Below are 24,793 nucleotides of genomic sequence, written 5' to 3' on the forward strand. Positions count from 1 at the left end.
CGGCCAGGACTCTGACGGGCGATGACGAGAGGGGCTCGCGTGGCAGTGATCACCGCCGACGGTCAGGCCATGTCCGCGGGCCCGTCGGACGCCCGCTCCCGGCTCGCGCGGTTCGGCTGGACCTTCGCCCGCGGCATCTGGTTCTTTCCGGCCCTGCTCGCCGTCCTCCTGACGCTGCTGACCGTCCTGCAGATAAGCGGCTCGTCGATGGGCGTCTACCAGTCCATGCTGTACGGTTCGCAGCCGGACGCGAACCTGCTGCTCAACGAGCCGCAGCTGATCCGGTCGGATGAGTGGATCGTCAACACTCAGCTGACCATCGCGCAGGACGCCGCCGGCTACCCCCGGATCAACCCGAACATCGGGCAGGGCGCGGACGTCTCCGTGGTCGTGGATGTGCCATACAAGGAATGGTCGACGGCCTTCAAGCCGCACAACCTCGCATTCCTGGTGCTCCCGCTCGACTACGCCTTCGCACTCAAGTGGTGGCTGATTGCGCTGCTGCTCATCCTGAGTGGCTACTGCTTCGTGCTGGTCCTGACACCGGGCCAGTACTGGCTTGCCGCCGGGCTCTCGTTGACACTCTTCTTCAGCCCGTTCGTGCAGTGGTGGTACCAGTACAACACGCTCGCGCCGCTGTACTACGCGCTGTTCATCGCCACGGTCTTCGTTCTGCTGCTGCGTTCGAAACGGCTGCTCACCACCATTGCCTGGGCAGTACTTCTGGCGTACCTGCTCACCTGTTTCGCGCTGATCCTCTATCCGCCTTTCCAGATTCCCTGCGCCCTGGCGCTGGCCATATTCTGTGTGGGTCACCTTGTCGAGCGGTACGGCGCGCCGCGCACTGCCCGGCTACGCCAGTTGGTCTTCGCCGCAGCGTCGCTCGTGGTCGCAGGCATCCTGATCGGCTTATTCGTCGCCACCCGTCTGGATGTCATCAACACGGTCCTGCAGACCGCCTACCCGGGCCAACGCCTCACCCGAAGCGGCGGCTTCGACCTGGCCCACCTGTTTTCCGGGCACACCAGCCTGGGCCTGGAGTCGAGCAGCTCAGCAGCGAAATACAGCCTTCCGGAAAAGGGGCTGACCAATCAGAGCGAGAACTCCAATTTCCTGCTCATGCTCCCATACCTGATCGCACCGTCCCTCTACCTGCTGTACCAGACGCACCGAACCAGACGCATCGTCGACTGGCCGCTACTGCTCGTCAACCTTGCATTCCTGGGAGCACTCGCCTGGCTGTTCGTGCCCCATCTGAGCGCCTTCGGCAGGCTTCTGTTTCTGGATCGGGTGCCGCATACGAGGCTGCTCATCGGCATCGGCCTGCTCAATTTCATCGGGCTGGTGCTGTTCGTCCGGCGGCTTCACGACCAACGGTCGGCTCTGCCAGGCCGCACCGCCATCATCGGCTACACGCTCGCACTGCTGCTCGTCCAGACCTTGCTCAGCCTGCACGTGGTGCGGACCTTTCCCGGCTACCTGCACCTCGGCGGCTTCGTCCTGTCGCTCGTTCCCGTGCCGTTGGTCGCCTATCTGGCACTGCGACGCCGCTTCGCCTGGGCCACATCGGTCCTACTGGCCGTCTCGGTCGCCATGACGGCCTTCATCCATCCGCTCTACCGTGGCACGACGACCTTGACCCAGACGCCGCTGTCCCGGTCCATCCGAGCCATGACCGCTGAAGATCCGGATGCCGTCTGGGCCGCCGAGGTGGGCATCATCCAGAACTTCGCCTACATGAACGGTGCTCCGTCACTGTCCGGCGTCTACGCGTACCCGCAGTCCCAACTGTGGCGGACCGCCGACGAGCAGGGCCAGCAGGATTTCGTCTACAACCGCTACGCGCACGTCTGGTTCACGTTCGACCGGAATCCCGCCGTCATGTCAACGACCACCTTCACCCTCACAGGGGCGGATCACTTCCGGGTCAACACCGAGCCTTGCGGCCCCTTTCTCCGGCAGCATCGCGTCAAGTACCTCGTGACGGGCACCGAGATCAACGAGTCGTGCCTGAAACTGCGCGACACGATCCGCTATCCGGAAGCCACGTTCCTCATCTACGAGTTCTGGTAGGCCTGCCCGAACTCCGGCGCCCACCGACGTTCAGCTGTTCCGATGCCACAGGTCCCGTAGCGCGTCCCAGTTGCCGCCGATCCCGGCATCACACGGGGTCTCGAAATACACCGAGCCCAGCCGGTCGTCACGGTCCCACCAGATGCCGCACATGACGGGCCGCCCGTCGCCGGGATCGCCGGCGTACTCCACGTAGCTGCCCGTGGCCCCGCTGGCTCCACCAGTGGTTCGCGCCCCCTGCCTGATACCCGGCGACAGGGTGCCGGCGACGAAGGCGAGCTGCTCACGGTAGGCGCGCGCGGCGTCCTTCGTCGTCGTGGACTCGAAGAGCGCGAAGTGGACGGACACGTTGCCGTACCGGCAGAAGACGTGCCGTTTTTCGTCCTTCGGCAGCTTCGGACCGGCGGCCTCCCGGTCGGACGCGCAATCACCCATCCGGCCGAGCCAAGGCTCGGCGAGCGGCACCAGATCGGGGTCGAACTTCGCCTTGTTTAAGGCGTACTGGGTCTTCTCGAACAGCGGCGCGGGTGGGCTGGCCGACGCCTGACTCGCGGGCTTCGCGTCGCCGCTGAGGGCACCGCCCCCGAGGAGTCCGGCACCGCCGGCCAACACGGCGGTCAGGATGATGGCGCCGACCCACAGCCCCGTTCGACTGCGCTGCGGTCGCGCCACCGGGGCGATCCGCCGCCCACCAGAGGACGAGAGCGGATCGAACGACGGGACCGGTGCGACACTGGGGGTGTACGCCGGGGACTGCGGTGCGGCGGAGACCGGCGGCGGTGCGGGCGAGGCCGGCGCCGCAGAGACCGGCTGCGGGGACGCCGACACTGGCTGCCCGGAGACGGGGCTCATGTGCACCGCCCACGGAAGCTGCGGCATCTCCGACACCAGCTCGGGCGCCTGCGACTGCGGGGGGCCGCTGGCCTGCTGCGGCACGCCGGACACCGGAGGCGCCGACGAGGGCGGAGCCGAGACCGGCACGTCGGGCACCGGCTGGTAGTCCATGCCGAGGCTCTGGAAGAGCCGCTGCGGCGCGTGCCCCTGCTCGGCCCGGTAGGCCACCCAGGGGTGGGCGGCCGACAGGTCCGCGGCGGCATACTGGTGACCGCCGGCGGCCTGCGCCAGCGCGTTGGCCGCGGTGCCGAAGGCTTCGCGCCAGCGCTGGTCGGACGCGGCGACCCCGTCCAACACGGCCACGGTGGCGAACTGCCCCTGCCCGTCCACTGCCGCCCAGGCCTTACCAACCTGGCACGCGCCCAACAAATGGGTGTACCTGTACGGGCTCTCCGGCTGCATGCCACTCCTCCGCTCAACCGCCGTGCGGATCCTACAGAGCCTGTGCCAACTCAGCGTCCCGCCGGTCGGCCGAACGACAGGTCGGTAGAACGAGTGGTTCATGCGAACCCTTGCCGTCTGAAAGTTTTGATGCATAGAGTCCTGGCGTGAATGAAGGAGCTGTCGGGGCGCCGGTCGAGCAGGTGCTCGATCTGTTCGATGGGGTGCGACTCACCCCGACCCAGCGCCGGATCGCGCACTGCCTCGTCCAGCACGCCCCGGCCGTGGCGTACCTCTCAGCGGCCGAGGTCGCCGAGTTGGCCGGGGTCAGCCAGCCGTCGGTCACCCGCTTCGCCGTCGCACTCGGCCACGACGGCTACCCGGCCCTGCGCCGCCGGCTGCGCGACCTGACCACCGCCGCGCCCGGTGGGCCGGCGGACGCCGGCAACGAACTCCAGCAGGCGGTACGCGCCGAGATGGGCAACCTGGACCGGCTCGCCGGTCAGCTCGCCGACCGGGACCGGATCGCCGAGACCGGCCGGCTGCTCGCCGCCAGCCGCCCGCTGCCGGTGCTCGGCCTGCGGGCCGCCGCGCCCCTGGCCGCCTACTTCGCCTACTTCGCGGCCAAGGTGCACCCGGACGTGCGGGTGCTCGACGACGGCGGCAGCCTGCTCACCGACCGCCTGGAGCAGGCAGCCGAGGCCGGGGCCGGCGCGCTGCTCGCCTTCGTGCTGCCCCGCTACCCCCGGGAGACCCTGGACGCGCTGCGCGAGGCACGCGCCGCCGGGTTGACCGTGGTGGCGATCACCGACTCGCCGGTCAGCCCGGCCACCGAGCACGCCGACGTGGTGCTGCCCGCCGCGGTCGGCGCCCAGCTCGTCTTCGACCTGCACACCGCCCCGATGACCCTGGCCATGGTGCTGTTGCAGGCGATCTGCGACGCCGCGCCGGCCGACACCCAGCGCCGACTGGAGGCGTTCGAAGCCTCCGCCACCCGCCGACAGTTGTTCCTCGGTTGACCGGAGGAGAACCAGAGATGACCCAGCCCATCCGTGCCGCACGGGGCAGCCAGCTCACCGCCCGTGGGTGGCCACAGGAGGCCGCCCTGCGGATGCTCATGAACAACCTCGACCCGGAGGTGGCCGAACGCCCCGACGACCTGGTGGTCTACGGCGGCACCGGCAAGGCCGCGCGGGACTGGCCGTCGTACCACGCGCTGGTCCGCACGCTGACCGACCTGCGCGAGGACGAGACGATGCTGGTGCAGTCGGGCCGTCCGGTCGGGGTGATGCGCACCCACGAGTGGGCACCCCGGGTGCTGCTGGCCAACTCCAACCTGGTCGGCGACTGGGCTACCTGGCCGGAGTTCCGCCGGTTGGAGCAGCTGGGCCTGACCATGTACGGGCAGATGACCGCCGGCTCGTGGATCTACATCGGCACCCAGGGCATCCTCCAGGGCACCTACGAGACGTTCGCCGCGGTGGCCGCCAAGCGGTTCAAGGACACCCTCGCGGGCACGCTGACGCTCACCGCCGGGTGTGGCGGGATGGGCGGCGCGCAGCCGCTCGCGGTCACCATGAACGGCGGCGTCTGCCTGATCGTCGATGTGGACCGGACCCGCCTCGACCGCCGGGTGCACGACCGCTACCTGGACGAGGTGGCCGACTCGCTGGACGACGCGGTGCGGCGGGTGCTGGCCGCGAAGCGGGACCGGCGCGCGCTCTCCGTCGGCGTGGTCGGCAACGCCGCGGAGGTCTTTCCCGAGCTGCTGAACCGGGGCGTCGAGATCGACATCGTGACCGACCAGACCAGCGCGCACGACCCGCTGGCGTACCTGCCGGTGGGGGTGGAGCTGGCCGACGCCCGGGATTACGCGGCGGCGAAGCCGGTCGAGTTCACCGACCGGGCCCGGGCGTCGATGGCGAAGCACGTCGAGGCGATGGTCGGCTTCCTCGACGCCGGCGCCGAGGTCTTCGACTACGGCAACTCGATCCGGGGTGAGGCGCAGCTCGGCGGCTACCAGCGCGCGTTCGACTTCCCCGGCTTCGTGCCGGCGTACATCCGGCCGTTGTTCTGCGAGGGCAGGGGCCCGTTCCGGTGGGCGGCGCTCTCCGGCGACCCGGCCGACATCGCCGCCACCGACCGGGCGATCCTGGAGCTGTTCCCGGAGAACGAGTCCCTGGCCCGCTGGATCAAGCTGGCCGGTGAGCGGGTCGCCTTCCAGGGCCTGCCGGCCCGGATCTGCTGGCTCGGCCAGGGCGAGCGGGACAAGGCAGGTGTGCGATTCAACGACATGGTCGCCTCCGGCGAACTCTCCGCCCCCGTGGTGATCGGCCGGGACCACCTGGACACCGGCAGCGTGGCAAGCCCGTACCGGGAGACCGAGGGGATGGCCGACGGCTCCGACGCGATCGCTGACTGGCCGCTGCTCAACGCACTGGTCAACACGGCCAGCGGTGCCTCCTGGGTGTCGATCCACCACGGCGGTGGGGTGGGCATCGGCCGCTCCATCCACGCCGGGCAGGTCTGTGTAGCCGACGGCACCGCCCTCGCCGGGCAGAAGATCGAGCGGGTACTCACCAACGACCCGGCCATGGGTGTGATCCGTCACGTCGACGCCGGCTACGACTCCGCCCGCGAGGTCGCGGAACGCACTGGCGTCCGCGTCCCGATGACGGAAGGGCCGGCGTGACCGACGACCTTCCCGGCCGGTTCCGGACGCTGTGGGACGAGATCGCGCCGATCGGGCGGGACGCCGGCAGCGGCGGCTACCTGCGCTACGCGTTGACCGAGCCAGAGCTGGAGCTACGCAACTGGTTCCGGTCGCAGGCCGACCGCCGAGCCATGCCGGTCACCGAGGACGGCAACGGCAACCTCTTCGCGCACTGGGGTGACCCGGAGGCCGGGGACGCGGTGCTGACCGGCAGCCACTTCGACTCGGTGCCGCACGGCGGGGCGTACGACGGGCCGCTCGGCATCGTGAGCGCGTTCCTCGCCGTCGACGAGTTGCGCGCCGCCGGCGTCGCGCCGGGCCGACCGCTGGTGCTGGGCGCGTTCGTCGAGGAGGAAGGGGCACGCTTCGGCGTACCGTGCCTGGGGTCGCGGCTGCTCACCGGGGCGCTTCCGGTCGACCGCGCGGCCGGGCTGCGCGACGCGGCCGGGGTGAGCTTCGCCGAGGCGCTCGGCGACCAGCCGGCGGGCGCCCGCCCGGAGCTGCTGGGCCGGTTCGGCGCCTTCGTGGAGCTGCACGTCGAGCAGGGCCGTGCGCTGGTCGAGACGGACGCGCCGGTCGCGGTGGCCAGCGCGATCTGGCCGCACGGCCGGTGGCGCTTCGACGTCGTCGGCGAGGGCAACCACGCGGGTACCACCCGGATGGCCGACCGCCGCGACCCGATGCTCACTTACGCGTTCACCGTGCTGGCGGCCAACAAGGAGGCCCGGCTGCGCGGCGCGCACGCCACCGTGGGCCGGGTCGCCGTCGAGCCGAACGCCACCAACGCCATCCCGTCGAAGGTCACCGGCTGGCTGGACGCCCGGGCCGCCGACCCGGAGACCCTCTCCGGGTTGGTTGACGCGGTGCGGGGCAAGGTCGCCGAGCGGGCCCGTCGCGACGGTACGGCGGTGACGCTGACCGAGGAGTCCGCGACGCCGCTGGTCGCCTTCGACGGCGGGCTGGCCGGCCGGCTGGCCACACTGCTCGACGCGCCGGTGCTGCCCACCGGCGCGGGACACGACGCCGGAGTGCTCGCCGCGCACCTGCCCACGGCCATGCTCTTCGTGCGCAATCCGAGCGGGGTGTCGCACTCCCCCGCCGAGGCGGCCACCGACGCCGACTGCGCCGCCGGGGTACGGGCGCTGGCCCGCGTCCTTGAGGAGCTGACATGCCGGTGACCCCGACCCGCTGGCTCGCCGAGTACGCCTGGCTGCCCAACTACGCCGAGCCCACGCCCGACGTGCTGATCGAGACCGACGGGGAGCGGATCACCGGCGTGACGCCGTTGACCGCCGGAAGCCGGCCGCCGGCCGGGGTCGAGGTGTACGCCGATGCCGTGCCCCTGCCCGGGCTGACCCTGCCAGGGTTGTCCAATGTGCACTCGCACGCGTTCCACCGGGCGCTGCGCGGGCGCACCCACGGCGGCCGGGGCGACTTCTGGAGCTGGCGGGACCGGATGTACGCCGTCGCGGATCGCCTGGACCCGGACACCTACCTCGCCCTGGCCCGGGCGGTCTACGCCGAGATGGCGCTGGCCGGGATCACCTGCGTCGGCGAGTTCCACTACCTGCACCATCGCCCCGACGGCGGCGCCTACGACGACCCGAACGCGATGGGCGCGGCCCTGGTCGAGGCCGCCGCGCACGCCGGGATCCGGCTCACCCTGCTGGACACCTGCTACCTGACGGCCGGCGTGGACGGCCGGGCACTGGCCGGGCCGCAGCGGCGTTTCGGTGACGGCGACGCGACCCGGTGGGCCGAGCGGGTGACGGCGTTCCAGCCGACGGACGGGCACGCGCGGGTCGGCGCTGCCGTGCACTCGGTGCGGGCGGTCCCCGCCGACCAACTCGGCACGGTGGCCGCCTGGGCACGGGACCGGTCGGCGCCGCTGCACGTGCACCTCTCCGAGCAGCCCGCCGAGAACGACGAGTGCCGGGCCGTGCACGGCCGCACGCCGACCGCGCTGCTCGCCGAGCACGGCGTGCTCGGATCGAACACCACGGCCGTGCACGTCACCCACCCGACCAGCGGCGACCTGACGCTGCTCGGGGAGAGCCGGACCGGGGCGTGCCTCTGCCCGACCACCGAGCGGGACCTGGCCGACGGGATCGGCCCGGCCCGCCGGATGGCCGACGTGGGGATCCAGCTGAGCCTGGGCAGCGACAGCCACGCCGTGATCGACCTCTTCGAGGAGGCCCGGGCGGTGGAGCTGGACGAGCGGCTGCGCACCCGGCGGCGCGGCCACTTCACCCCGGTCGAGCTGCTCAGCACCGCCAGCGCCGCCGGGCACGCCGCGCTGGGCTGGGCCAACGCTGGGCGGATCGCCGTGGGAGCCCGCGCCGACCTGGTCACGGTACGGCTGGACAGCGCCCGCACCGCCGGGGTGCCGCCGGTTGGCGCGTTCTTCGCGGCCGGGGCGGCGGACGTCGAGCAGGTCGTGGTGGACGGCCGTGTGGTGGTGGCCGAGGGCAGGCACCTGAGCGTGGACGTGCCGGCCGAGTTGGCGGCCTCGATCCAGGCGGTGACACCGGCATGAGCAGTCTGCTGGTCGACAACATCGGGGAGCTGGTCACCAACGGCGCTGGCGAGGGCCCGCTGGGCATCCGCCGCGACGCGGCCGTGCTGGTCGAGGACGGCCGGGTGGCCTGGGTCGGGCCGGCGTCGTACGCGCCGGCCGCCGACCGGCGGGTCGACGCCGGCGGGGCCGCCGTGCTGCCCGGCTTCGTGGACAGCCACGCACATCTGGTCTTCGCCGGCGACCGGGCCGCCGAGTTCGCCGCCCGGATGGCCGGCCAGCCGTACACCGGCGGCGGCATCCGGACCACGGTCGGCGCGACCCGGGCCGCCAGTGACGACGAGCTGCGGGCCACCGTACGCCGGTTGCGCGGGGAGGCCCTGCTCCAGGGCACCACCACCATGGAGATCAAGAGTGGGTACGGGCTGACCGTCGCCGACGAGGCCCGCTCGCTGCGGATCGCCGCGGAGACCAGCACCGAGACCACCTTCCTCGGCGCGCACGTGGTGCCCGCCGAGTACGCCGGCCGTCCCGACGACTACGTCGGGCTGGTCTGCGGGCCGATGCTGGCCGCCGCCGCGCCGCACGCCAAGTGGATCGACGTGTTCTGCGAGCGGGGTGCCTTCGACGTCGACCACGCCCGGGCCATCCTCGCCTGCGGGCAGGCTGCCGGGCTGGGCGTGCGGGTGCACGCCAACCAGCTCGGCCCCGGCCCCGGTGTCCAGCTCGGCGTGGAGCTGGACGCCGCCAGCGTCGACCACTGCACCCACCTGAGCGACGCCGACGTGGACGCGCTGGCCTCGGCGACCACGGTGGCGACCCTGCTGCCCGGTGCCGAGTTCTCCACCCGCTCGCCCTACCCGGACGCCCGTCGGCTGCTCGACGCCGGCGTCACCGTCGCGCTGGCCACCGACTGCAACCCCGGCTCGTCGTACACCTCGTCCATGCCGTTCTGTGTGGCCCTCGCCGTCCGCGAGATGCGGATGACCCCGGCGGAGGCGGTCCGGGCCGCGACGCTGGGCGGCGCGCGGGCGCTGCGCCGCGACGACATCGGCGTGCTCACCCCCGGCGCCCGGGCCGACCTTGTCGTCCTGGACGCCCCCTCGTACCTGCACCTGGCCTACCGGCCCGGTGTTCCACTGATCCGCCAGGTCCTGCTCAACGGAGTACTGCAATGACGACCGTGACCATCCAACCCACCGGAATCTTCGCCGACGACGTGCTCGCGGTGGCCCGCGGCACCGCCACGGTGGTGCTCGACCCGGCCACCCGGGAGGCGATGGCGACCAGCCGCGCGATCGTGGACGGCATCGAGGCCGCCGGGCGGCCCGTGTACGGCGTCTCGACCGGGTTCGGGGCGCTGGCCAACACCTTCGTCGCCCCGGAGCGGCGGGCCGAGCTGCAACACGCGCTGATCCGCTCGCACGCGGCCGGGGTGGGCGCCCCGATGCCGCGCGAGGTGGTCCGGGCGATGATGCTGCTGCGGGTCCGGTCGCTCGCCCTGGGCCGCTCCGGGGTCCGCCCGCTGATCGCCGAGGCGCTGGTCGACCTGCTCAACCACGACATCACCCCGTGGGTGCCGGAGCACGGCTCGCTGGGCGCCTCCGGCGACCTGGCGCCGCTGGCGCACTGCGCGCTGGTGCTGCTCGGTGAGGGCTGGGTGCTCGGCCCGGCCGGCGATCGGCAGGACGCGGCGGACGCGCTGGCCGCGGCGGGGCTCAAGCCGATCGAGCTGGCCGCCAAGGAGGGGCTGGCGCTGATCAACGGCACCGACGGAATGCTCGGCATGCTGCTGCTGGCCATCCACGACGCGGCGCACCTGTTCGCCATGGCCGACGTGACCGCCGCGCTGGCGATCGAGGCGATGCTCGGCTCGGAGCGGCCGTTCCTTCCCGAGCTGCACGCGATCCGGCCGCACCCCGGCCAGGCGACGTCGGCGGCGAACATCCACCGGCTGCTGCAGGACTCCCGGGTGATGGACTCGCACCGCGACGACCTGGCGCACGCCGTGCAGGACGCGTACTCGATGCGCTGTGCGCCGCAGGTGGCCGGCGCGGCCCGGGACACCCTGGACTTCGTCCGCACGGTCGCGGGTCGGGAGCTGGTGTCGGTGGTGGACAACCCGGTGGTGCTGCCGGACGGCCGGGTCGAGTCGACCGGTAACTTCCACGGCGCGCCGCTCGGCTTCGCCGCGGACTTCCTCGCCATCGCTGCCGCCGAGGTGGGCGCGATCGCCGAGCGGCGGGTGGACCGGCTGCTGGATGTCACCCGCTCCCGGGAGCTACCGGCGTTCCTCTCCCCCGACGCCGGGGTGAACTCCGGGCTGATGATCGCTCAGTACACGGCGGCCGGGATCGTCGCGGAGAACCGGCGACTGGCCGCCCCGGCCTCGGTGGATTCACTGCCCACCAGCGGTATGCAGGAGGACCACGTCTCGATGGGCTGGGCGGCGGCCAAGAAGCTGCGCACGGTGCTGGACAACCTGACCAGCCTGCTCGCGGTGGAGTTGCTGGCCGGCGTACGCGGCCTTCAGCTGCGTGCCCCGCTGGAGCCGTCGCCGGCCGGCCGGGCCGCGGTCGCCGCACTGGGCGGAGCGGCCGGTGAGCCGGGCCCGGACGTGTTCCTCGCCCCGGTGATGGAGGCGGCCCGCGCGGTGCTGGCCGGCCCGGAGCTGCGCGCCGCCATCGAACGGGAGGTCGGCCCGCTGGGCTGACCTCTGCGGGGTCGCTGTCGTCCGCCGCGGGTCAGGCGGCGGGCGGCAGCACCTTGGCGACCAGTTTGGCCAGCTCGCGCAGCGCCTTGCCGCGGTGGCTGATCGCGTCCTTCTGCTCCGGGGTCAGCTCGGCGTTGGTCCGGTTCTGCCCGTCGCCCAGGAAGATCGGGTCGTAGCCGAACCCACCGTCGCCACGCGGGGCGCGCAGCACCCGCCCGGACTGCCGGCCGTCGACCAGGTGCTCCTTGCCACCGGGCAGCACCAGCGCCACCGTGCAGACGAAAGAGGCGGCTCGCTCCTCGTCGGGCACGTCGGCGATCTGATCCAGCACCAACTGGAGGTTGGCATGGTCGTCGCCGTGCTGGCCGGACCACCGGGCGCTGAACACACCCGGCATCCCGTTGAGCGCGTCCACCGCCAGCCCGGAATCGTCGGCGATGGTCGGCAGCCCGGTACGCCGGCAGCCCTCCCGCGCCTTGATCAGCGCGTTCTCGCCGAAGGTCAGGCCGGTCTCCGGCAGCTCCGGGTACTGCTCGACGTCATCCAGCCCGAGCAGGGCGATCCGGTGCGCGCCGAGCGCGCCGTCCAGGATCCGCTGGAGTTCCACCAGCTTCTTGCGGTTGCGCGTGGCGAGCAGGACCTTGTTCATGAGAGATCACCTTTGTTCGCGGCTGCGGGGCTCGCAAGCGCACTCCTCGCGCTCACGAGCCGAGGGCCTTCCGCTGGGCTTCGGCCAGGTCCGCGCAGCCGGCGACGGCCAGGTCGAGCAGGGCGTCGAGCTGCTCCCGGGCGAACACGCCCGCCTCGCCGGTGCCCTGCACCTCGACGAAGTCGCCCGCACCGGTGCAGACCACGTTCATGTCCACCTCGGCGGCCACGTCCTCCTCGTAGCAGAGGTCGAGCCGCGCCTCGCCGGCGATGATCCCCACGCTGACCGCGGCCACCGAGCGGTGCATCACCTTCTCCGGCTTCCCGGCCAACGCCTTGCGGGCGGCCAGCCAGTCCACCGCGTCGTGCAGCGCCACGTACGCGCCGGTGATCGCGGCGGTCCGGGTGCCGCCGTCGGCCTGGAGCACGTCGCAGTCGAGCACCACCGAGTTCTCGCCGAGCGCCTTGAGGTCGATGCAGGCGCGCAGGCTGCGGCCGATCAGCCGGGAGATCTCGTGGGTCCGGCCACCGACCCGACCCTTGACGCTCTCCCGGTCGGAGCGGGTGTTGGTGGCCCGGGGCAGCATCGCGTACTCGGCGGTCACCCAGCCGAGCCCGGAGCCCTTGCGCCAGCGGGGCACCCCCTCGGTGACGCTCGCCGTGCAGAGCACCCGGGTGCCGCCGAACTCGACGAGCACCGAGCCCTCCGGATGGGTGCTCCAGCCTCGGGTCAGGGTTACCGGTCGAAGTTGATCGGGCCCTCGCCCGTCAGGTCGCGCCATGCCTGCACCCTATGTGGTGCGGTGATCTCCCTGCCCCGGGGTGCCCCGACCGGACTCCGCGCCGTGCACCCGGAGGAATCCGGCGACGGCCGCCGGCCAGCCGAACTCCTCGGCCCGGGCCCGGGCGGCCCGCCGCCGCTCCGCCTCCGGCCGGGCCGCCAGCCGGGTCACCGCCGCGGCCACCGACGCCCCCGAGCCGTACGCGGCCAGCCCCGCCGTCCCGACCACCTCGGGCAGCGCGCTGGCCGCGTTGACCACCACCGGGGTGCCACAGGCCAGTGCCTCCAGCCCGGCCAGGCCGAAGGTCTCCACCGGGCCGGGTGCCAGCACCACGTCCGCGCTGGCGAGCAGCGCGGCCACGGTGGCGCGGTCGGGCAGGAAGCCGGTGAACGTGACCGGCAGGTCGGCGGCGCGGCGGGCCAGCGCGGTGCGCAGCGGGCCGTCCCCGGCCATCACCAGCACCGCCGGCACGCCGGCCCGGCGCAGCTCGGCCAGCGCCCGCACGGCCAGCTCGGGGCGCTTCTCCGGGGACAGCCGGGCGCAGTGCACCAGCAACAGCTCGGTCGGGTCGGCGTAGCGCTCACGCAGCCGCGGGTCGGCCCGGTCCGGACGAAAGGTGCCCAGGTCCACCCCGAGCGGCACCAGGTCCACGTTGTCCGCGCCAATCCGGTCGAACTCCTCGGCCGCCCAGCGGGTGGTGCACACGATCCGGTCGTACGCCCGGCTGGTCGCCCGGTTGAGCCGGTCGGCGGTCGGTCGGCGCAGCGCGTCCGGCACGCCCCACTGGCCGAGCAGCCCGGTCAGCGACTCGTGCGAGACCATCACCGACGGCACCCCGTGCGCCTTCGCCCAACTCCCCGTCCAGCGCAGCGACGACCGGTCGGAGACCTCCAACCGGTCCGGCGCCAACTCCGCGAGCACCCGGGCCAACCGGCGCCGACCGGCGAGCAGCCGGTAGCCGCCGCTGCCGGGCAGCTCCGGCCCGGGCAGAGTGACGACCCGACCCCACGGGTGCCTCTCGTCGGTGGCCCGTCGGCCGGGTATCACCAGCACCGGATCGTGCCCGGCCGCCCGGTAGCCCTCGCCGAGATGCCGCAGCGCGGTGCGCAGGCCGCCGGAGCGCGCGGTCACGAAGTTGGCGAGCCGCACGATCCGCAGCCCACCGGCCGTCCCGGTCACGACGCGGCTGGCAGGCCGACGGTGGCGGCCCCGGCCCGTACGGCGTGATAGTGGCCGATCAGCTCGTCGCCGACCGCGGCCCAGCTACGCCGGCCCACGGCGGCCCGGGCGGCCAGCCCGTACGCCCGCCGCCGGTCGGCGTCGCCGGCCAACTCGGCCACCGCGTCCGCGAGCGCGTCCCCGTCGTTCGGCGGCACCAGCAGCCCGGTCACCCCCGGGTCGACCAGGTCGACCGGCCCGCCGCTGGCCGGCGCCACCACCGGCACGCCGGAGGCCAACGCCTCCTGGAGGGTCTGGCCGAAGGTCTCGTGCGGACCCGTGTGCACGAACAGGTCAAGGCTGGCGTAGAGCCGAGCCAGGTCCTCGCCGTGCTGCACACCCAGGAAGTTCACCCCGGGCAGCGCCCGCGCCAGTTGGCGGCGGGCCGGGCCGTCGCCGGCCACCACCACCCGTACGCCCGGCAACCGGGAGGTCGCCGCCAGCAGCTCCACCCGCTTCTCCGGGGCCAGCCGGCCGACGTAGCCGACCAGCAGTTCCCCGCCGGGGGCCAACTGGTTACGCAGCGCCGCGCAGCGCTTGGCCGGGTCGAACCGGACGGCGTCGACGCCCCGCCGCCACAGCCAGATCCGCTGTACCCCGTTGGCGATCAGGTCGGCCGCGGCCCGGGTGGACGGGGCGAGGGTGCGCTGCGCCGAGTTGTGAATCTCCCGAAGCCGACGCCAGGCTGCCGCCTCACCCCAGCCCACCCGGTACGCCCGGGCATAGGCCGCGACGTCGGTCTGGTAGACCGCCACCGTGGGCAGCCGGTGCCGGCTGGCCAGCGTGGCCGCCCGAGCGCCGAGGATGAACGGACTCGCCAGGTGGACCACGTCCGGCTCGGCCGACAGCAGCGCCCCAGCCAGCCGGGTGGTGGTCGGCACTCCCAGCCGGAACCCCTGGTATCGGGGCAACGGCACGCTGGGAATGCGCACCACCGGGTACGGCAACCCGTCGGTGTCCTGCCGGCCGGCCCCGGACGGGGCGGGCGCGATGACGACCGGCTCGTGGCCCCGGGCGAGCAGGTGTTCCGCCGTCCGCACCACGGAGTGCGCGACGCCGTTCACGTCCGGCGGGAACGACTCGGTCACGATGGCGATCCGCATGCCCACACCGTGCGGGTGCCACGGGTGCGCCAGACGACCGTCCGCTGACCGGCTGGCGAACAGTACGGCACAAGACCGCTGGCCGACCCGGAAGACCGGGACGCGATGGGTCAGACGTCGTAGCTGGCGCCGGCCCGGACCACCTCGAGCGGCCCGGTGTACGCACCGGCGGCCGACTCCAGCGTGTGCGCCTCGCTGCCCCAGGCGGCCACCAGGTGGGTAAGCAGCAGCCGGCCCACCACGGCCTTGGTCGCCGTCTCACCAGCCTCCCGGCCGGTGAGGTGCAGATCCGGCGGATTGTCCGCGCCGTCGAGGTAGCTGGCCTCGCACAGGAAGACGTCGGCGTTCTGGGCCAGCCGCAGCAGCGCGTCGCAGGGCGCGGTGTCCGAGGAGTAGCAGAGCGATCGGCCGCCGTGCTCCAGCCGCACGCCGTACGTCTCGACGGGGTGGTTGACCCGGTCGACGGTGACCGTGAACGGCCCGATCGGGAAGGTGCCCGGTTGGAGGGCGTAGAACTGGTAGACGTCCTCCACGGTGCCGTCGTCGCCGTACGCGGCACTGAGCCGGTCCGGTGCGCCGGAGGGCGCGTACACCGGCAGCGCCGGGCGGGGGCCGTCCGGGGCGTATCGGCGGACCACCACGTACGACACGGCGTCGAGGATGTGGTCGCAGTGCAGGTGGGTCAGCAGGATCGCGTCCGGGGCGTGCAGCCCCGCGTACCGCTGGAGGCTGGACAGCGAACCCGAGCCGAAGTCGACCAGGAGCCGGAAGCCGTCCGCCTCGACGAGGTAGGCCGAACACGGCGACTCGGGGCCGGGGAAGCTCCCGGCGCAACCCAGAACGGTCAGTCGCATCGAGTCGTCTCGCTGTCACTGTCAGTAGCATCCGTGTCGGCCATCGTCCAGGCCGTGATCTCTACCGACGCGTGCGCCACGCTGCGCAGCCTACGCCGGGGTGCCCGGCAGCAAGAATCATCCTTTGGAAGTTGTCACGAACGTGACACCCGTTCACGAGGCTGTGGACAGCGTGCGGGCCGCCGACGCGAACGTCGACGGCCCGCACAAACCGACCGGATTGGTCAGGCCCAGAGCTGGCCCTCCAGGGCGTCCTCGGCGTCGGCCAGCGTCCCGCCGTACGCGCCGGTGGACAGGTACTTCCAGCCGCCGTCGCAGACCACGAAGGCCACGTCGGCACGGCGACCGTCGCGGACCGCCTCATGCGCCACCGCGAGCGCGGCGTGCAGGATGGCGCCAGTGGAGAAGCCGGCGAAGATGCCCTCCACGTCGACGAGCTGCCGGGTGCGCAGCACCGCGTCCCGGGTGCCCACCGAGAAGCGCCGGGAGAGCACCGAGGCGTCGTAGAGCTCCGGCACGTACCCCTCGTCGATGTTGCGCAGGCCGTAGACCACCTCGCCGTAGCGCGGCTCGGCGGCCACGACCTGGATGCCGTCGACCTTCTCCCGCAGGTAGCGCCCGGTGCCCATCAGGGTGCCGGTGGTGCCCAGCCCGGCCACGAAGTGCGTGATGGTGGGCAGGTCGTGCAGCAGTTCCGGGCCGGTCGTCTCGTAGTGCGCCCGGGCGTTCGCCTCGTTGCCGTACTGGTAGAGCATCACCCAGTCCGGGTGCTCGGCGGCGATCTGCTTGGCCGTGGCGACGGCCTGGTTGGAGCCACCCGCCGCCGGCGAGAAAATGATCTCAGCCCCGTACATCCGGAGCAGCTGGACCCGCTCGGTGGAGACGTTCTCCGGCATCACGCAGACCAGCCGGTAGCCGCGCAGCTTGGCCACCATGGCCAGCGAGATGCCGGTGTTGCCACTGGTCGGCTCCAGGATGGTGTCACCCGTCCGGAGCCGGCCGGACTCCTCCGCGGCGCGGACCATGAACAGCGCCGCGCGGTCCTTGATGCTGCCGGTCGGGTTCCGGTCCTCCAGCTTGGCCCAGAGCCGCACCGGAGGCGCCCCGTCGGGCACCGTCGGGGAGAGCCGGGGCAGGCCGACCAGCGGCGTGCCCCCGCAGGCGTCAAGCAGGCTGTCGTACCGCGCCATGGCGACCGCCCTCAGCGGGCAGCGACGGCGCCGCGAGCCACCGCAGCCGCGGCGCTGTGCTGACTGATCGCCGCCGCCGCGGCGCTGTGCTGGCTGATCGCCGCTGCCGCTGCGAAGCCGAACGCGCCGCCGGCCACAGCCGGCAGGATGGTGACGCTGTCGCCATCGGCGAGCTTGGCGTCCAGCGCGCCGAGGAAGCGGACGTCCTCGTCGTTGACGTAGACGTTGACGAAGCGGTGCAGCGTGCCGGCCTCGGTGACCAGCCGGCCCCGCAGCCCGCCGTGCCGGGAGTCCAGATCGGCGAGCAGGTCGCTCAGGGTGTCGCCGGCGCCTTCGACGACCTTGGCGCCGCCGGTGTAGCTGCGCAGGATGGTGGGGATGCGAACCTCAATGGCCATGATGTCGTGCTCCTCGTTCAGGTGTGCCTACGGTGACGGGACGAAACGGGTGCGGATGCTGACGGGTCAGCGGCCGGAACACTCGTAGTCGACCGTCGCCGGGCTCTGCCCGAACATGTAGGACTGGACGGCATGCGGGTCGACCCCGGCCTCCACGATCCGGACCGGCTCCTCGGCGACCACACCGTCGACGATCCGGAACGACCGGATCTCCTCCGAGTCGGGCTCGCGGGTCGAGACGAGCAGGTAGTGCGCGCCCGGCTCACCGGCGAAGGAGACGTCCGTCCGCGAGGGGTACGCCTCGGTGGCGGTGTGCGAGTGGTAGATGACCATGGGCTCCTCGTCCCGGTCGTCCATCTCCCGCCACACCCGCAGGTGCTCCATCGAGTCGAACTCGTAGAAGGTCATCGACCGCGCGGCATTGTCCATCGGGATGTGCCGGGTCGGGGTGTCGCTGCCGACGGGACCGGCGACCACGCCGCACGCCTCGTCGGGGTGGTCCCGGCGCGCGTGGGCGACGATCGCGTCGATGATCGACCGGTCGATGCTCAGCACGTGTTCCAGCCTAACGCCTGGCGGGCACGGGCCGAAGTGGTGCCGGTCACCGCTAGTCGATCAAGGCGTTGAGCAGCGACTCCTGCAGATATCCCAGGTACGCGTAGACCGACAGCTGGAACACCCGGCTGGAGGCCGGGTCCTCGGCCACCGCGTCGTCCAACTCCTCGCCCAGGTCCGTGCCGTCCTTGATCTCCAGCCGGACACCCATCGCCAGCCGGGCGTCGTTCAGCGCCCGCAGCCACGCCTCGGCCGCCTCAGCGTCCAGCCGCACCTCGCCGCCGGCCTCATCGGGCAGCGCGGCCAGGATCGCCCCGGCCTGGTCGATCTTCGCGGTCTTCAGGTCGCCCTCGGTGTAACGGCGGAACTCGGCGGAGCCGGCCGCGTCCTCCGGGTAGACCGCCGGGAAGAGCCGGCCGACAACCGGGTCGGTGTGGTCGAAGCCGTCGGTGAGCAGGCCGACCACCTCGGAGGCGACCTTGCGCAGCACCCGCACCTCGTCGACGGCGAAGGTGGCGACGTAGCGGCCGGCCTGGCGACGGAACATGCTCACGAGCGGTCCACCGTCGCCCACAGCCCATACGCGTGCAGTTGCGACGCGTCGTGCTCCATGCGTTCCCGGGCGCCGGTGGAGACCACGGCCCGGCCCTTGTGGTGCACGTCCAGCATGAGCTGCTCGGCCCTCTCCCGGCTGTAGCCGAAAAGCTTCTGGAAGACCCAGGTCACGTACGTCATCAGGTTGACCGGGTCGTCCCACACGATCGTCACCCATTGCCGGTCAGACGCCGGCACCTCGTCAGTGTCCGGCGTCTCGACCGGTGCAACCTGCGGAGCCGCCATGCCCCCCATCGTGCCACCGGTTTCCCGGAACCGAGGAACCGGAACGCCGGCCCGGCGAGGATCGCCCTCTCCGGCCGCCCCGGACCCGCCCTGGACGTCGTCGAACGCGAGGTGTGGTACCGACCCGGGTCGGGGGGCAGCCACGGCGTCAGGCGAGCAGGATGCCGTGGTCGACTGCATCGGAGAGCACCGCGCCCAGCGAGAGGCGGATCACCTCGAACCGTCGGGAGATCTCCCGGGACAACCCCAGCTCGACCTCCCGCAGCGCCCGCTGGGACCACGCCCGCGCGGCGTTGTGATCGTCGTTGCCGGGAGTGCGCCACGTCTGCCAGCACCCGCCGGAGAGCGCCACCGCGACCGGCGGGAGCACCTCGTCGCGGGACACCGCCGGATAGCCGGACAGCGCGTCGATCGCCTCCGGGCCGGTCAGATTGGCCACCCCGGCCGTGCTGGTGATCAGCAACACCCGGTCCAGGTCGCGACCGTGCCGATGGTCAGCCAGGCCGTACTGCACGGCGGTGGCGATCCGGCGGCGCACGCCCTCGGCCAGCGGAGCGCCGAGCACCCGGGTCGCGGCATCGGCCACGATGCCCCGCACCGCGTGGTCGCACTGGGCGGTGGCCAACAGCGACAACGCGGCCATCTCCCGGTCCAGCAGCTCGGGCAGGCCGGCGCAGCCGACCCCGAAGACGATCTCCTGAACCACCCGCAGGTGGGTGTTCGCCAACTCCAGCGCGAGGTGCTGGCGGATCCGCTGGGCGCAGGAGCGGGCCTGCCGGTCAAGCTGCTCGGACCAGTCCCCCGGGTCAGCGACCACGGCCACCCGGTCGTGCTGGCCCGGCAGCACCGGCGGATCCACGCTGGCCCGGTGCAACCCCTCGTCGGCCGACCAACCCACCAGCGCCCGGCGCAGGTCGGCAGCGGTGTCGGCGTCGGCGACCGGGAACCACCGCGCGCCGGCCAGTGCGGGCACCGCGGCCAGCAGCACCGCCCGGTGCGCTTCCACGGTCACCGCGACCGGGTCGACCTCGCCGGGCAGACCGCCGGCCGGCGGGACGGACGCCCCCGCGTCCTCCGTCGTCGCCGCGCCGTCGGGCACCGGCGCCCAGCCCGCCGCGCCGGGGGTGACCGCGAAGACGACCTTCACCGGGGCGGGGGCTACCTCGGCGAGCAGGTTCAACTCCGCGGCGGTGAACGCCTGGTCGGCCGCGATCACGAAGAGCAGCGCGCCGGCCCGGCCGACCGCGTCGAGCAGCACCCGACCCCCGGCCACGCCGAGCGTGCCGCTGTCCGGCGTGTCGATCAGGGTGAAGTGCCGCAGCAGCGGCTCGGGCACGCTCAGCTCGACACGCCGGGGCGGGCGGGCCAGCGCCGGGCCGGCCGCGTCCCGGTCCGCGCCGTACGAGTGCGGCTGGCGGTAGCCCGGCACGTACGCCGCGCGGGTGGGCTCCTTGGCATGCCGCACCACCAGCCAACTGCCCGCCGGCACGGTGAGCATGACCGGGTCGAGCCCGAGCAGGGTGGCGAGCACCGCGCGCCGCTCGGCGCCGGCCGGGCCGACGGCGACCACGCCGAGCGGCTCCTCCGGAGCGGGGCCGGTCACCCCGACCTGGGTGGGCAGCGGGCCGCAGCGGGGCAGCTCGACTGGGCCGGCCATGTCGTCCGACGAGTCGACCGAGGGGAGAGGGCCCTGCTTCATCAGGTGGCCTCCCAGGGCAGGCGACCGGCGCGCCGGTCGCGTTGAATCCGGTGACAGTACCCGGATATCGGAACAGTACGGGCGGCCCGATGACCGGACGGAACACATCGCATACTCACCGGTAATCACGAGATTACTCAACTTCGGTGCGTGACGGTCCGCGCGCAGACAGGTTTCGATGGATATGCTGCCCGGATGAGTCGATGGAAGTTCGTCGGCCGAACCGACGAGCTCAACCGCCTGCTGGCTGCGGTGACCGGCGAGGCCGGCCGGGGGCTCTTCTTCAGCGGCAGCGCGGGCATCGGCAAGAGCCGGCTGCTGCGCGAGGGCGTGAGCACCCTGCCCACCGACCGGTACGCGATCTGGTCCATCGCGGCCAGCGCTACCACCGCCGCACTGCCGTTCGGCGGGCTGGTGCAGGTCCTCCCCGCCGAGCAACCCCAGGGGCTCTCCCCCGCCGGCATCCTGCGCTGGGCCCTGGGCGTGCTGCACCAGCAGGCGGCCGGCCGCCGGATCGTGCTCGCCATCGACGACGCGCATCTGCTCGACCCGCCCTCGGCCGCGCTCGTGCATCTCGTCGCCCGGGACGAGAACGCCACCGTGGTCGGCACCCTGCGCGACGGCGAGCAGATCCCGCTGCCGATCCGGGCACTCTGGACCGACGACCTGGTCGAGCACATCGAGCTGACCCCGATGCCACAGGCGGAGACCGCCGGCCTGCTGGCGGCGATCCTGGATGGCCCGGTCGACGCCGGCTCCGCCGACCGGCTCGGCCGCCTGTCGTCCGGCAACCCACTGCTGCTGCGCGAGCTGGTGCACGCCGCCAACGGCAGCGCGGAGCTGAAGCGCACCTACGGCATCTGGAAGTGGACCGGGCGCCTGGAGCTGGCACCCAACCTGACCGACCTGATCGACACCCGGGTCGGGCAGCTCACCGACGGTGTCCGCACGGTCGTCGAGTTGGTCGCCTTCGGCGAACCGCTGGGCCTGCACCTCCTCAACCTGGCCGCCGACCCGGTCGACGTGGAGATCGCCGAGGAACGCGGGCTGATCAGCGTCGTACAGAGCGACCGGCGGACCGACGTCCGGCTGGCCCACCCGCTCTACGGCGAGGTGATGCGCCGCCGCTGCCCGGTCAGCCGCACCCGACGACTCCAGGCGCACCTCGCCGAGCTGTTGGAGCGGGTCGGAAAGCGCCGCCGCGACGACCTTCTGCGGGTGGCGGTGTGGCGGCTCGACTCGGGCACCGCGCAGGACGCCGCCCTGCTGGTGGACGCCGCGGTGCAGGCGTTCACCCGCTACGACGTGCCACTGGCGACCCGGCTGGCCCGCGCCGCGCTCAACGCCGACGGCGGCTCGGACGCGGCGGAGCTGCTGGCGACCATCCTGATGTTCGCCGACCGGCCGGACGAGGCGATCGACGTCCTCGACGCGGTGACTCCCGAGCCCGGCGACGAGCGGCGGCTCTGCCGGTGGCTGACCGTGCGGGGGATGGTCAGCTACTGGGGGCTGAGCCAGGAGTCCACGGTGGAGGAGATGGCGAGCCGGGTCGAGCAGCTCAGCGACTCCGCCGACCGGTCCCGGGTGCACGCCTTCGAGGCGATCATGCGACTGCACCGGCTGGACACGACCACCGCCGTGCGGCTCAGCCAGCGGGTGCTGGACCGACCGGCAGCGAGCGTCGCCGCCCGCGAGCTGGCCCGCAGCACCATCGCGTACGTCCAGGCCGCGCAGGGCCAGCTCGCCCGCAGCGGTACGGCGATCGCCCAGGTGCACTCCGCGGCGGCCAGCTGGCGTACCGACATGCCGTACCTGCAACTGGCCCTGGAGCTGGCCCGGGGCACCCGGCTCATGCTCACCGGCGACCTGGCCGGGATCGACGCGATCGTGGCCGACGAGTTCGCCGACCTCGCGGGCGCCGGCGACTTCCGGCTCGGCACCGGGTACCTGGCCATCCTCCAGGCGTACGCGGCCCGCCTGCGCGGGCAGAGCGACGCGGCGATGCGGACCTCGCTGGGCGCCTGCGCGGTGCTGGCCACGAGCCGGGTCTACGCCGGTCTGGCCCAGGCCGAGCGGGCCCAGGCGGCGGCCCTGCGCGGCGACGCGGCGCAGGCAGCGGAGGCGATGGCCGAGGCGGACCGCACCCACTCGCCGAGCATGTCGGTGCTCTATCCGTGGCTGGAGCAGGCCCGAGGCGCCGTGCTCGCCGCGTCGGGCGACCTGCCCGGCGCGGCCAAGCAGCTCACCGATCTGGTGGACCGGCTGCGCGCGGACGGCTTCGCCGGGCACGAGGTGCACGTCCTGCACGACCTGGTCCGGCTGGACCAGGCCGGCGCACCGGTCGGGCCGACCTGCTCCGACGGCGGCCGGCGCACCGTCGCGCAGCGCCTCGCGGAGCTCTCCGAGCGGGTCGACGGGGTGCTCCCGCCACTGCTGGCCCGGCATGCCCGGGCCGCGGTGACCGACTCCGCCCCGGATCTGCTCGCGGTCGCCGACGACTACGCCGCGCTGGAGCTGCACGTGTACGCCGCCGAGGCCACCGCCCAAGCGCTGCACCGGCTGCGGCAGCAGCACTCGCCGGCGGCCGGTGAGGCCCGGGAGCGCCTGGCCGGGCTGCTCAGCCGCTGCGAGCTGATCCGCACGCCGGCGCTGCACGCCGGGGCGCCGGTGCTGACCGAACGGGAGTGGCAGGTGGCCCGCCTCGCCGCCCACGGTGCGACCAGCAAGGCCATCGCCGAGCGGCTCTATCTCTCCGCCCGCACCGTGGAGAACCACCTCCAGCGGATCTACACCAAGCTCGGCGTGACCGCCCGGGCTGAGCTGTGGGCTGCGCTGCGATCGATCCCGGGGCACGAAAGCGGCGACTCAGGCTGAACCTTAGGCTTGGGCGGTGAGCACCCTCCGCCCCGCGCTTCTGACCGACCACTACGAGCTGACGATGGTCAGTGCGGCTCTGAAGGACGGCACCGCCGACCGCCGCTGCGTCTTCGAGGTGTTCAGCCGTCGGCTGCCGACCGGCCGCCGGTACGGCGTGGTCGCCGGGACGGCCCGGCTGATCGACCTGATCCGTGACTTCCGGTTCGACCCGACGGAGATCGACTTCCTGAGCCGGACCGGTGTGGTCGACGAGGCGGGCGCGGCCTGGCTCGCCGACTACCGCTTCACGGGCGACATCGACGGGTACGCCGAGGGTGAGCTGTTCTTCCCCAATTCGCCGATCCTCACCGTCTCGGGCGGCTTCGCCGAGTGCGTGGTGCTGGAGACCCTGGTGCTCTCCGTGCTCAACCACGACAGCGCGGTGGCGGCCGCGGCGGCCCGCATGGTGACCGCCGCGCGGGGTCGCGCGCTGATCGAGATGGGTTCGCGGCGGGCGCACGAGGAGGCCGCGGTGGCCGCGGCGCGCGCGGCGTACCTGGCCGGGTTCCGGTTCACGTCCAACCTCGCCGCCGGTGCGCGCTACGGCATCCCCACCGCGGGCACGGCGGCGCACGCGTTCACGCTTCTGCACCACGACGAGCGGGCGGCGTTCGCCTCGCAGGTTGCCACGCTGGGCAAGGACACCACGCTGCTGGTTGACACGTACGACATCAGCCAAGGCATTCGCAACGCGATCGCGGTGGCCGGGCCGGAGCTGCGGGCGGTACGGATCGACTCGGGTGACCTGGCGGTGATCGCTCAGCAGTCCCGGGAGCTGCTGGACTCGCTGGGCGCCACCGAGACCAAGATCATCGTCTCCGGCGACCTGGACGAGCACGCCATCGCTTCGCTGGCCGCCGAGCCGGTCGACATGTACGGCGCGGGCACGGCCGTGGTCACCGGCTCTGGGGCGCCGACCGCCGGGCTGGTCTACAAGCTCGTCGAGGTCGAGGGGCGGCCGGTGGTGAAGCGCTCCGAGCACAAGGCGACCATCGGTGGCCGGAAGGTGGCAGTCCGCCGGCACAAGCCGACCGGCACCGCCACCGAGGAGATCATCGTCCCGCAGGGCGTACCGGACCGGCAGCCCAACGACCGGATGCTCCAGCGCTCGTACGTGGTCGACGGCGAGCCGGTGGCCCTACCGTCGCTGGACGAGTCGCGGGAGCACCTGCGCGAATGCCTGATCTCCATCCCGTGGGAGGGGCTGAAGCTCTCCGGCGGCGACCCGGCCGTACCGGTCAGCGTCGTACCCGCCGACTGAGCTCATCCAGGACCGGCACCGCAGACCCGATCGTGAGGAG

Annotated in this window: 21 protein-coding genes; 9 read left to right on the forward strand and 12 right to left on the reverse strand. The window is 72.8% G+C overall.

Going from position 1 to position 24,793, the window contains the following annotated elements; translation table 11 throughout:
- The first annotated feature begins 39 nt into the window (after positions 1 to 39).
- Entirely contained in the window at positions 40 to 2,073 is a 2,034-nt protein-coding gene (locus tag OG990_RS23540) for a hypothetical protein (protein WP_406077169.1), read from the forward strand.
- Between the two features lie 30 nt (positions 2,074 to 2,103).
- Here the strand turns inward: OG990_RS23540 and OG990_RS23545 are convergent, their stop codons facing one another.
- On the reverse strand, positions 2,104 to 3,369 hold the full coding sequence (locus OG990_RS23545) for a hypothetical protein (protein ID WP_406077170.1): 1,266 nt from the start codon (positions 3,367 to 3,369) through the stop codon (positions 2,104 to 2,106).
- Between the two features lie 146 nt (positions 3,370 to 3,515).
- On the opposite strand from OG990_RS23545, the gene OG990_RS23550 reads away from it, so the two are divergent.
- The 6 genes from OG990_RS23550 to hutH are packed head-to-tail and all read left to right on the forward strand — an operon-like array spanning position 3,516 to position 11,289.
- Positions 3,516 to 4,367: a MurR/RpiR family transcriptional regulator gene (locus OG990_RS23550; RefSeq protein WP_406077171.1), complete on the forward strand. Its 852-nt coding sequence runs from the start codon at positions 3,516 to 3,518 to the stop codon at positions 4,365 to 4,367.
- A 17-nt stretch (positions 4,368 to 4,384) separates the two neighbouring features.
- Entirely contained in the window at positions 4,385 to 6,040 is a 1,656-nt protein-coding gene (gene hutU / locus OG990_RS23555; protein WP_406077172.1) for a urocanate hydratase, read from the forward strand.
- On the forward strand, positions 6,037 to 7,239 hold the full coding sequence (locus tag OG990_RS23560; protein WP_406077173.1) for an allantoate amidohydrolase: 1,203 nt from the start codon (positions 6,037 to 6,039) through the stop codon (positions 7,237 to 7,239). The genes hutU and OG990_RS23560 overlap by 4 nt, the downstream gene beginning before the upstream one ends.
- Entirely contained in the window at positions 7,230 to 8,597 is a 1,368-nt protein-coding gene (locus tag OG990_RS23565) for a formimidoylglutamate deiminase (protein ID WP_406077174.1), read from the forward strand. The genes OG990_RS23560 and OG990_RS23565 overlap by 10 nt, the downstream gene beginning before the upstream one ends.
- Positions 8,594 to 9,754, forward strand: coding sequence for an imidazolonepropionase (gene hutI, locus OG990_RS23570; protein ID WP_406077175.1), 1,161 nt, complete (start codon positions 8,594 to 8,596; stop codon positions 9,752 to 9,754). Before OG990_RS23565 ends, hutI begins: the two co-directional genes overlap by 4 nt.
- Positions 9,751 to 11,289, forward strand: coding sequence for a histidine ammonia-lyase (gene hutH / locus OG990_RS23575; RefSeq protein ID WP_406077176.1), 1,539 nt, complete (start codon positions 9,751 to 9,753; stop codon positions 11,287 to 11,289). The genes hutI and hutH overlap by 4 nt, the downstream gene beginning before the upstream one ends.
- 31 nt (positions 11,290 to 11,320) lie before the next feature.
- Here the strand turns inward: hutH and rdgB are convergent, their stop codons facing one another.
- The 11 genes from rdgB to OG990_RS23630 all read right to left on the reverse strand — a co-directional run bounded on the left by rdgB (position 11,321) and on the right by OG990_RS23630 (position 20,576).
- Entirely contained in the window at positions 11,321 to 11,938 is a 618-nt protein-coding gene (rdgB, locus tag OG990_RS23580; protein WP_406077177.1) for an RdgB/HAM1 family non-canonical purine NTP pyrophosphatase, read from the reverse strand.
- A 52-nt stretch (positions 11,939 to 11,990) separates the two neighbouring features.
- Positions 11,991 to 12,719 (reverse strand): ribonuclease PH, encoded by a 729-nt coding sequence (gene rph / locus OG990_RS23585; protein WP_328424126.1) that lies wholly within the window; start codon positions 12,717 to 12,719, stop codon positions 11,991 to 11,993.
- Between the two features lie 9 nt (positions 12,720 to 12,728).
- On the reverse strand, positions 12,729 to 13,898 hold the full coding sequence (locus OG990_RS23590) for a glycosyltransferase (RefSeq protein WP_406077178.1): 1,170 nt from the start codon (positions 13,896 to 13,898) through the stop codon (positions 12,729 to 12,731).
- Entirely contained in the window at positions 13,895 to 15,040 is a 1,146-nt protein-coding gene (locus OG990_RS23595) for a glycosyltransferase family 4 protein (protein WP_406077179.1), read from the reverse strand. The genes OG990_RS23590 and OG990_RS23595 overlap by 4 nt, the downstream gene beginning before the upstream one ends.
- A 110-nt stretch (positions 15,041 to 15,150) precedes the next feature.
- Positions 15,151 to 15,894, reverse strand: a complete 744-nt coding sequence (locus OG990_RS23600) for an MBL fold metallo-hydrolase (protein WP_328424119.1) — start codon at positions 15,892 to 15,894, stop codon at positions 15,151 to 15,153.
- A 224-nt stretch (positions 15,895 to 16,118) separates the two neighbouring features.
- Positions 16,119 to 17,084 carry a cysteine synthase gene (locus OG990_RS23605; RefSeq protein ID WP_355610192.1) on the reverse strand — a complete coding sequence of 322 codons (966 nt, stop codon included), beginning with the start codon at positions 17,082 to 17,084 and terminating at the stop codon, positions 16,119 to 16,121.
- A gap of 11 nt (positions 17,085 to 17,095) precedes the next feature.
- On the reverse strand, positions 17,096 to 17,482 hold the full coding sequence (locus OG990_RS23610; RefSeq protein ID WP_328424115.1) for a MoaD family protein: 387 nt from the start codon (positions 17,480 to 17,482) through the stop codon (positions 17,096 to 17,098).
- A 66-nt stretch (positions 17,483 to 17,548) separates the two neighbouring features.
- Positions 17,549 to 18,037, reverse strand: coding sequence for a Mov34/MPN/PAD-1 family protein (locus tag OG990_RS23615; protein WP_406077180.1), 489 nt, complete (start codon positions 18,035 to 18,037; stop codon positions 17,549 to 17,551).
- A gap of 52 nt (positions 18,038 to 18,089) precedes the next feature.
- A complete protein-coding gene (locus OG990_RS23620; protein WP_172899170.1) occupies positions 18,090 to 18,584 on the reverse strand; it encodes a DUF2017 domain-containing protein in 495 nt (164 codons plus the stop codon).
- Between the two features lie 2 nt (positions 18,585 to 18,586).
- Positions 18,587 to 18,877, reverse strand: a complete 291-nt coding sequence (gene clpS / locus OG990_RS23625) for an ATP-dependent Clp protease adapter ClpS (RefSeq protein WP_088946433.1) — start codon at positions 18,875 to 18,877, stop codon at positions 18,587 to 18,589.
- Between the two features lie 148 nt (positions 18,878 to 19,025).
- Positions 19,026 to 20,576, reverse strand: a complete 1,551-nt coding sequence (locus OG990_RS23630) for a hypothetical protein (RefSeq protein ID WP_406077181.1) — start codon at positions 20,574 to 20,576, stop codon at positions 19,026 to 19,028.
- 195 nt (positions 20,577 to 20,771) lie between these two features.
- Here OG990_RS23630 and OG990_RS23635 point away from each other — a divergent pair, with 195 nt between their 5' ends.
- Entirely contained in the window at positions 20,772 to 23,450 is a 2,679-nt protein-coding gene (locus OG990_RS23635; protein ID WP_406077182.1) for a LuxR C-terminal-related transcriptional regulator, read from the forward strand.
- A 16-nt stretch (positions 23,451 to 23,466) separates the two neighbouring features.
- Positions 23,467 to 24,753, forward strand: coding sequence for a nicotinate phosphoribosyltransferase (locus tag OG990_RS23640; protein ID WP_328424107.1), 1,287 nt, complete (start codon positions 23,467 to 23,469; stop codon positions 24,751 to 24,753).
- Positions 24,754 to 24,793: the final 40 nt, after the last annotated feature.

It is taken from the genome of Micromonospora sp. NBC_00858 (assembly GCF_045207365.1).
Taxonomy (GTDB): domain Bacteria; phylum Actinomycetota; class Actinomycetes; order Mycobacteriales; family Micromonosporaceae; genus Micromonospora.

What these genes read in the sequence shown, in the direction of transcription:
- OG990_RS23545 (WP_406077170.1), bottom strand. Translation starts at nt 3,369, where the DNA reads ATGCAGCCGGAGAGCCCGTACAGGTACACCCATTTGTTGGGCGCGTGC.
- hutU (WP_406077172.1), top strand. Translation starts at nt 4,385, where the DNA reads ATGACCCAGCCCATCCGTGCCGCACGGGGCAGCCAGCTCACCGCCCGT.
- OG990_RS23565 (WP_406077174.1), top strand. Translation starts at nt 7,230, where the DNA reads ATGCCGGTGACCCCGACCCGCTGGCTCGCCGAGTACGCCTGGCTGCCC.
- hutI (WP_406077175.1), top strand. Translation starts at nt 8,594, where the DNA reads ATGAGCAGTCTGCTGGTCGACAACATCGGGGAGCTGGTCACCAACGGC.
- hutH (WP_406077176.1), top strand. Translation starts at nt 9,751, where the DNA reads ATGACGACCGTGACCATCCAACCCACCGGAATCTTCGCCGACGACGTG.
- rdgB (WP_406077177.1), bottom strand. Translation starts at nt 11,938, where the DNA reads ATGAACAAGGTCCTGCTCGCCACGCGCAACCGCAAGAAGCTGGTGGAA.
- rph (WP_328424126.1), bottom strand. Translation starts at nt 12,719, where the DNA reads ATGGCGCGACCTGACGGGCGAGGGCCCGATCAACTTCGACCGGTAACC.
- OG990_RS23595 (WP_406077179.1), bottom strand. Translation starts at nt 15,040, where the DNA reads ATGCGGATCGCCATCGTGACCGAGTCGTTCCCGCCGGACGTGAACGGC.
- OG990_RS23600 (WP_328424119.1), bottom strand. Translation starts at nt 15,894, where the DNA reads ATGCGACTGACCGTTCTGGGTTGCGCCGGGAGCTTCCCCGGCCCCGAG.
- OG990_RS23605 (WP_355610192.1), bottom strand. Translation starts at nt 17,084, where the DNA reads ATGGCGCGGTACGACAGCCTGCTTGACGCCTGCGGGGGCACGCCGCTG.
- OG990_RS23610 (WP_328424115.1), bottom strand. Translation starts at nt 17,482, where the DNA reads ATGGCCATTGAGGTTCGCATCCCCACCATCCTGCGCAGCTACACCGGC.
- OG990_RS23620 (WP_172899170.1), bottom strand. Translation starts at nt 18,584, where the DNA reads ATGTTCCGTCGCCAGGCCGGCCGCTACGTCGCCACCTTCGCCGTCGAC.
- clpS (WP_088946433.1), bottom strand. Translation starts at nt 18,877, where the DNA reads ATGGCGGCTCCGCAGGTTGCACCGGTCGAGACGCCGGACACTGACGAG.
- OG990_RS23630 (WP_406077181.1), bottom strand. Translation starts at nt 20,576, where the DNA reads ATGAAGCAGGGCCCTCTCCCCTCGGTCGACTCGTCGGACGACATGGCC.
- OG990_RS23635 (WP_406077182.1), top strand. Translation starts at nt 20,772, where the DNA reads ATGAGTCGATGGAAGTTCGTCGGCCGAACCGACGAGCTCAACCGCCTG.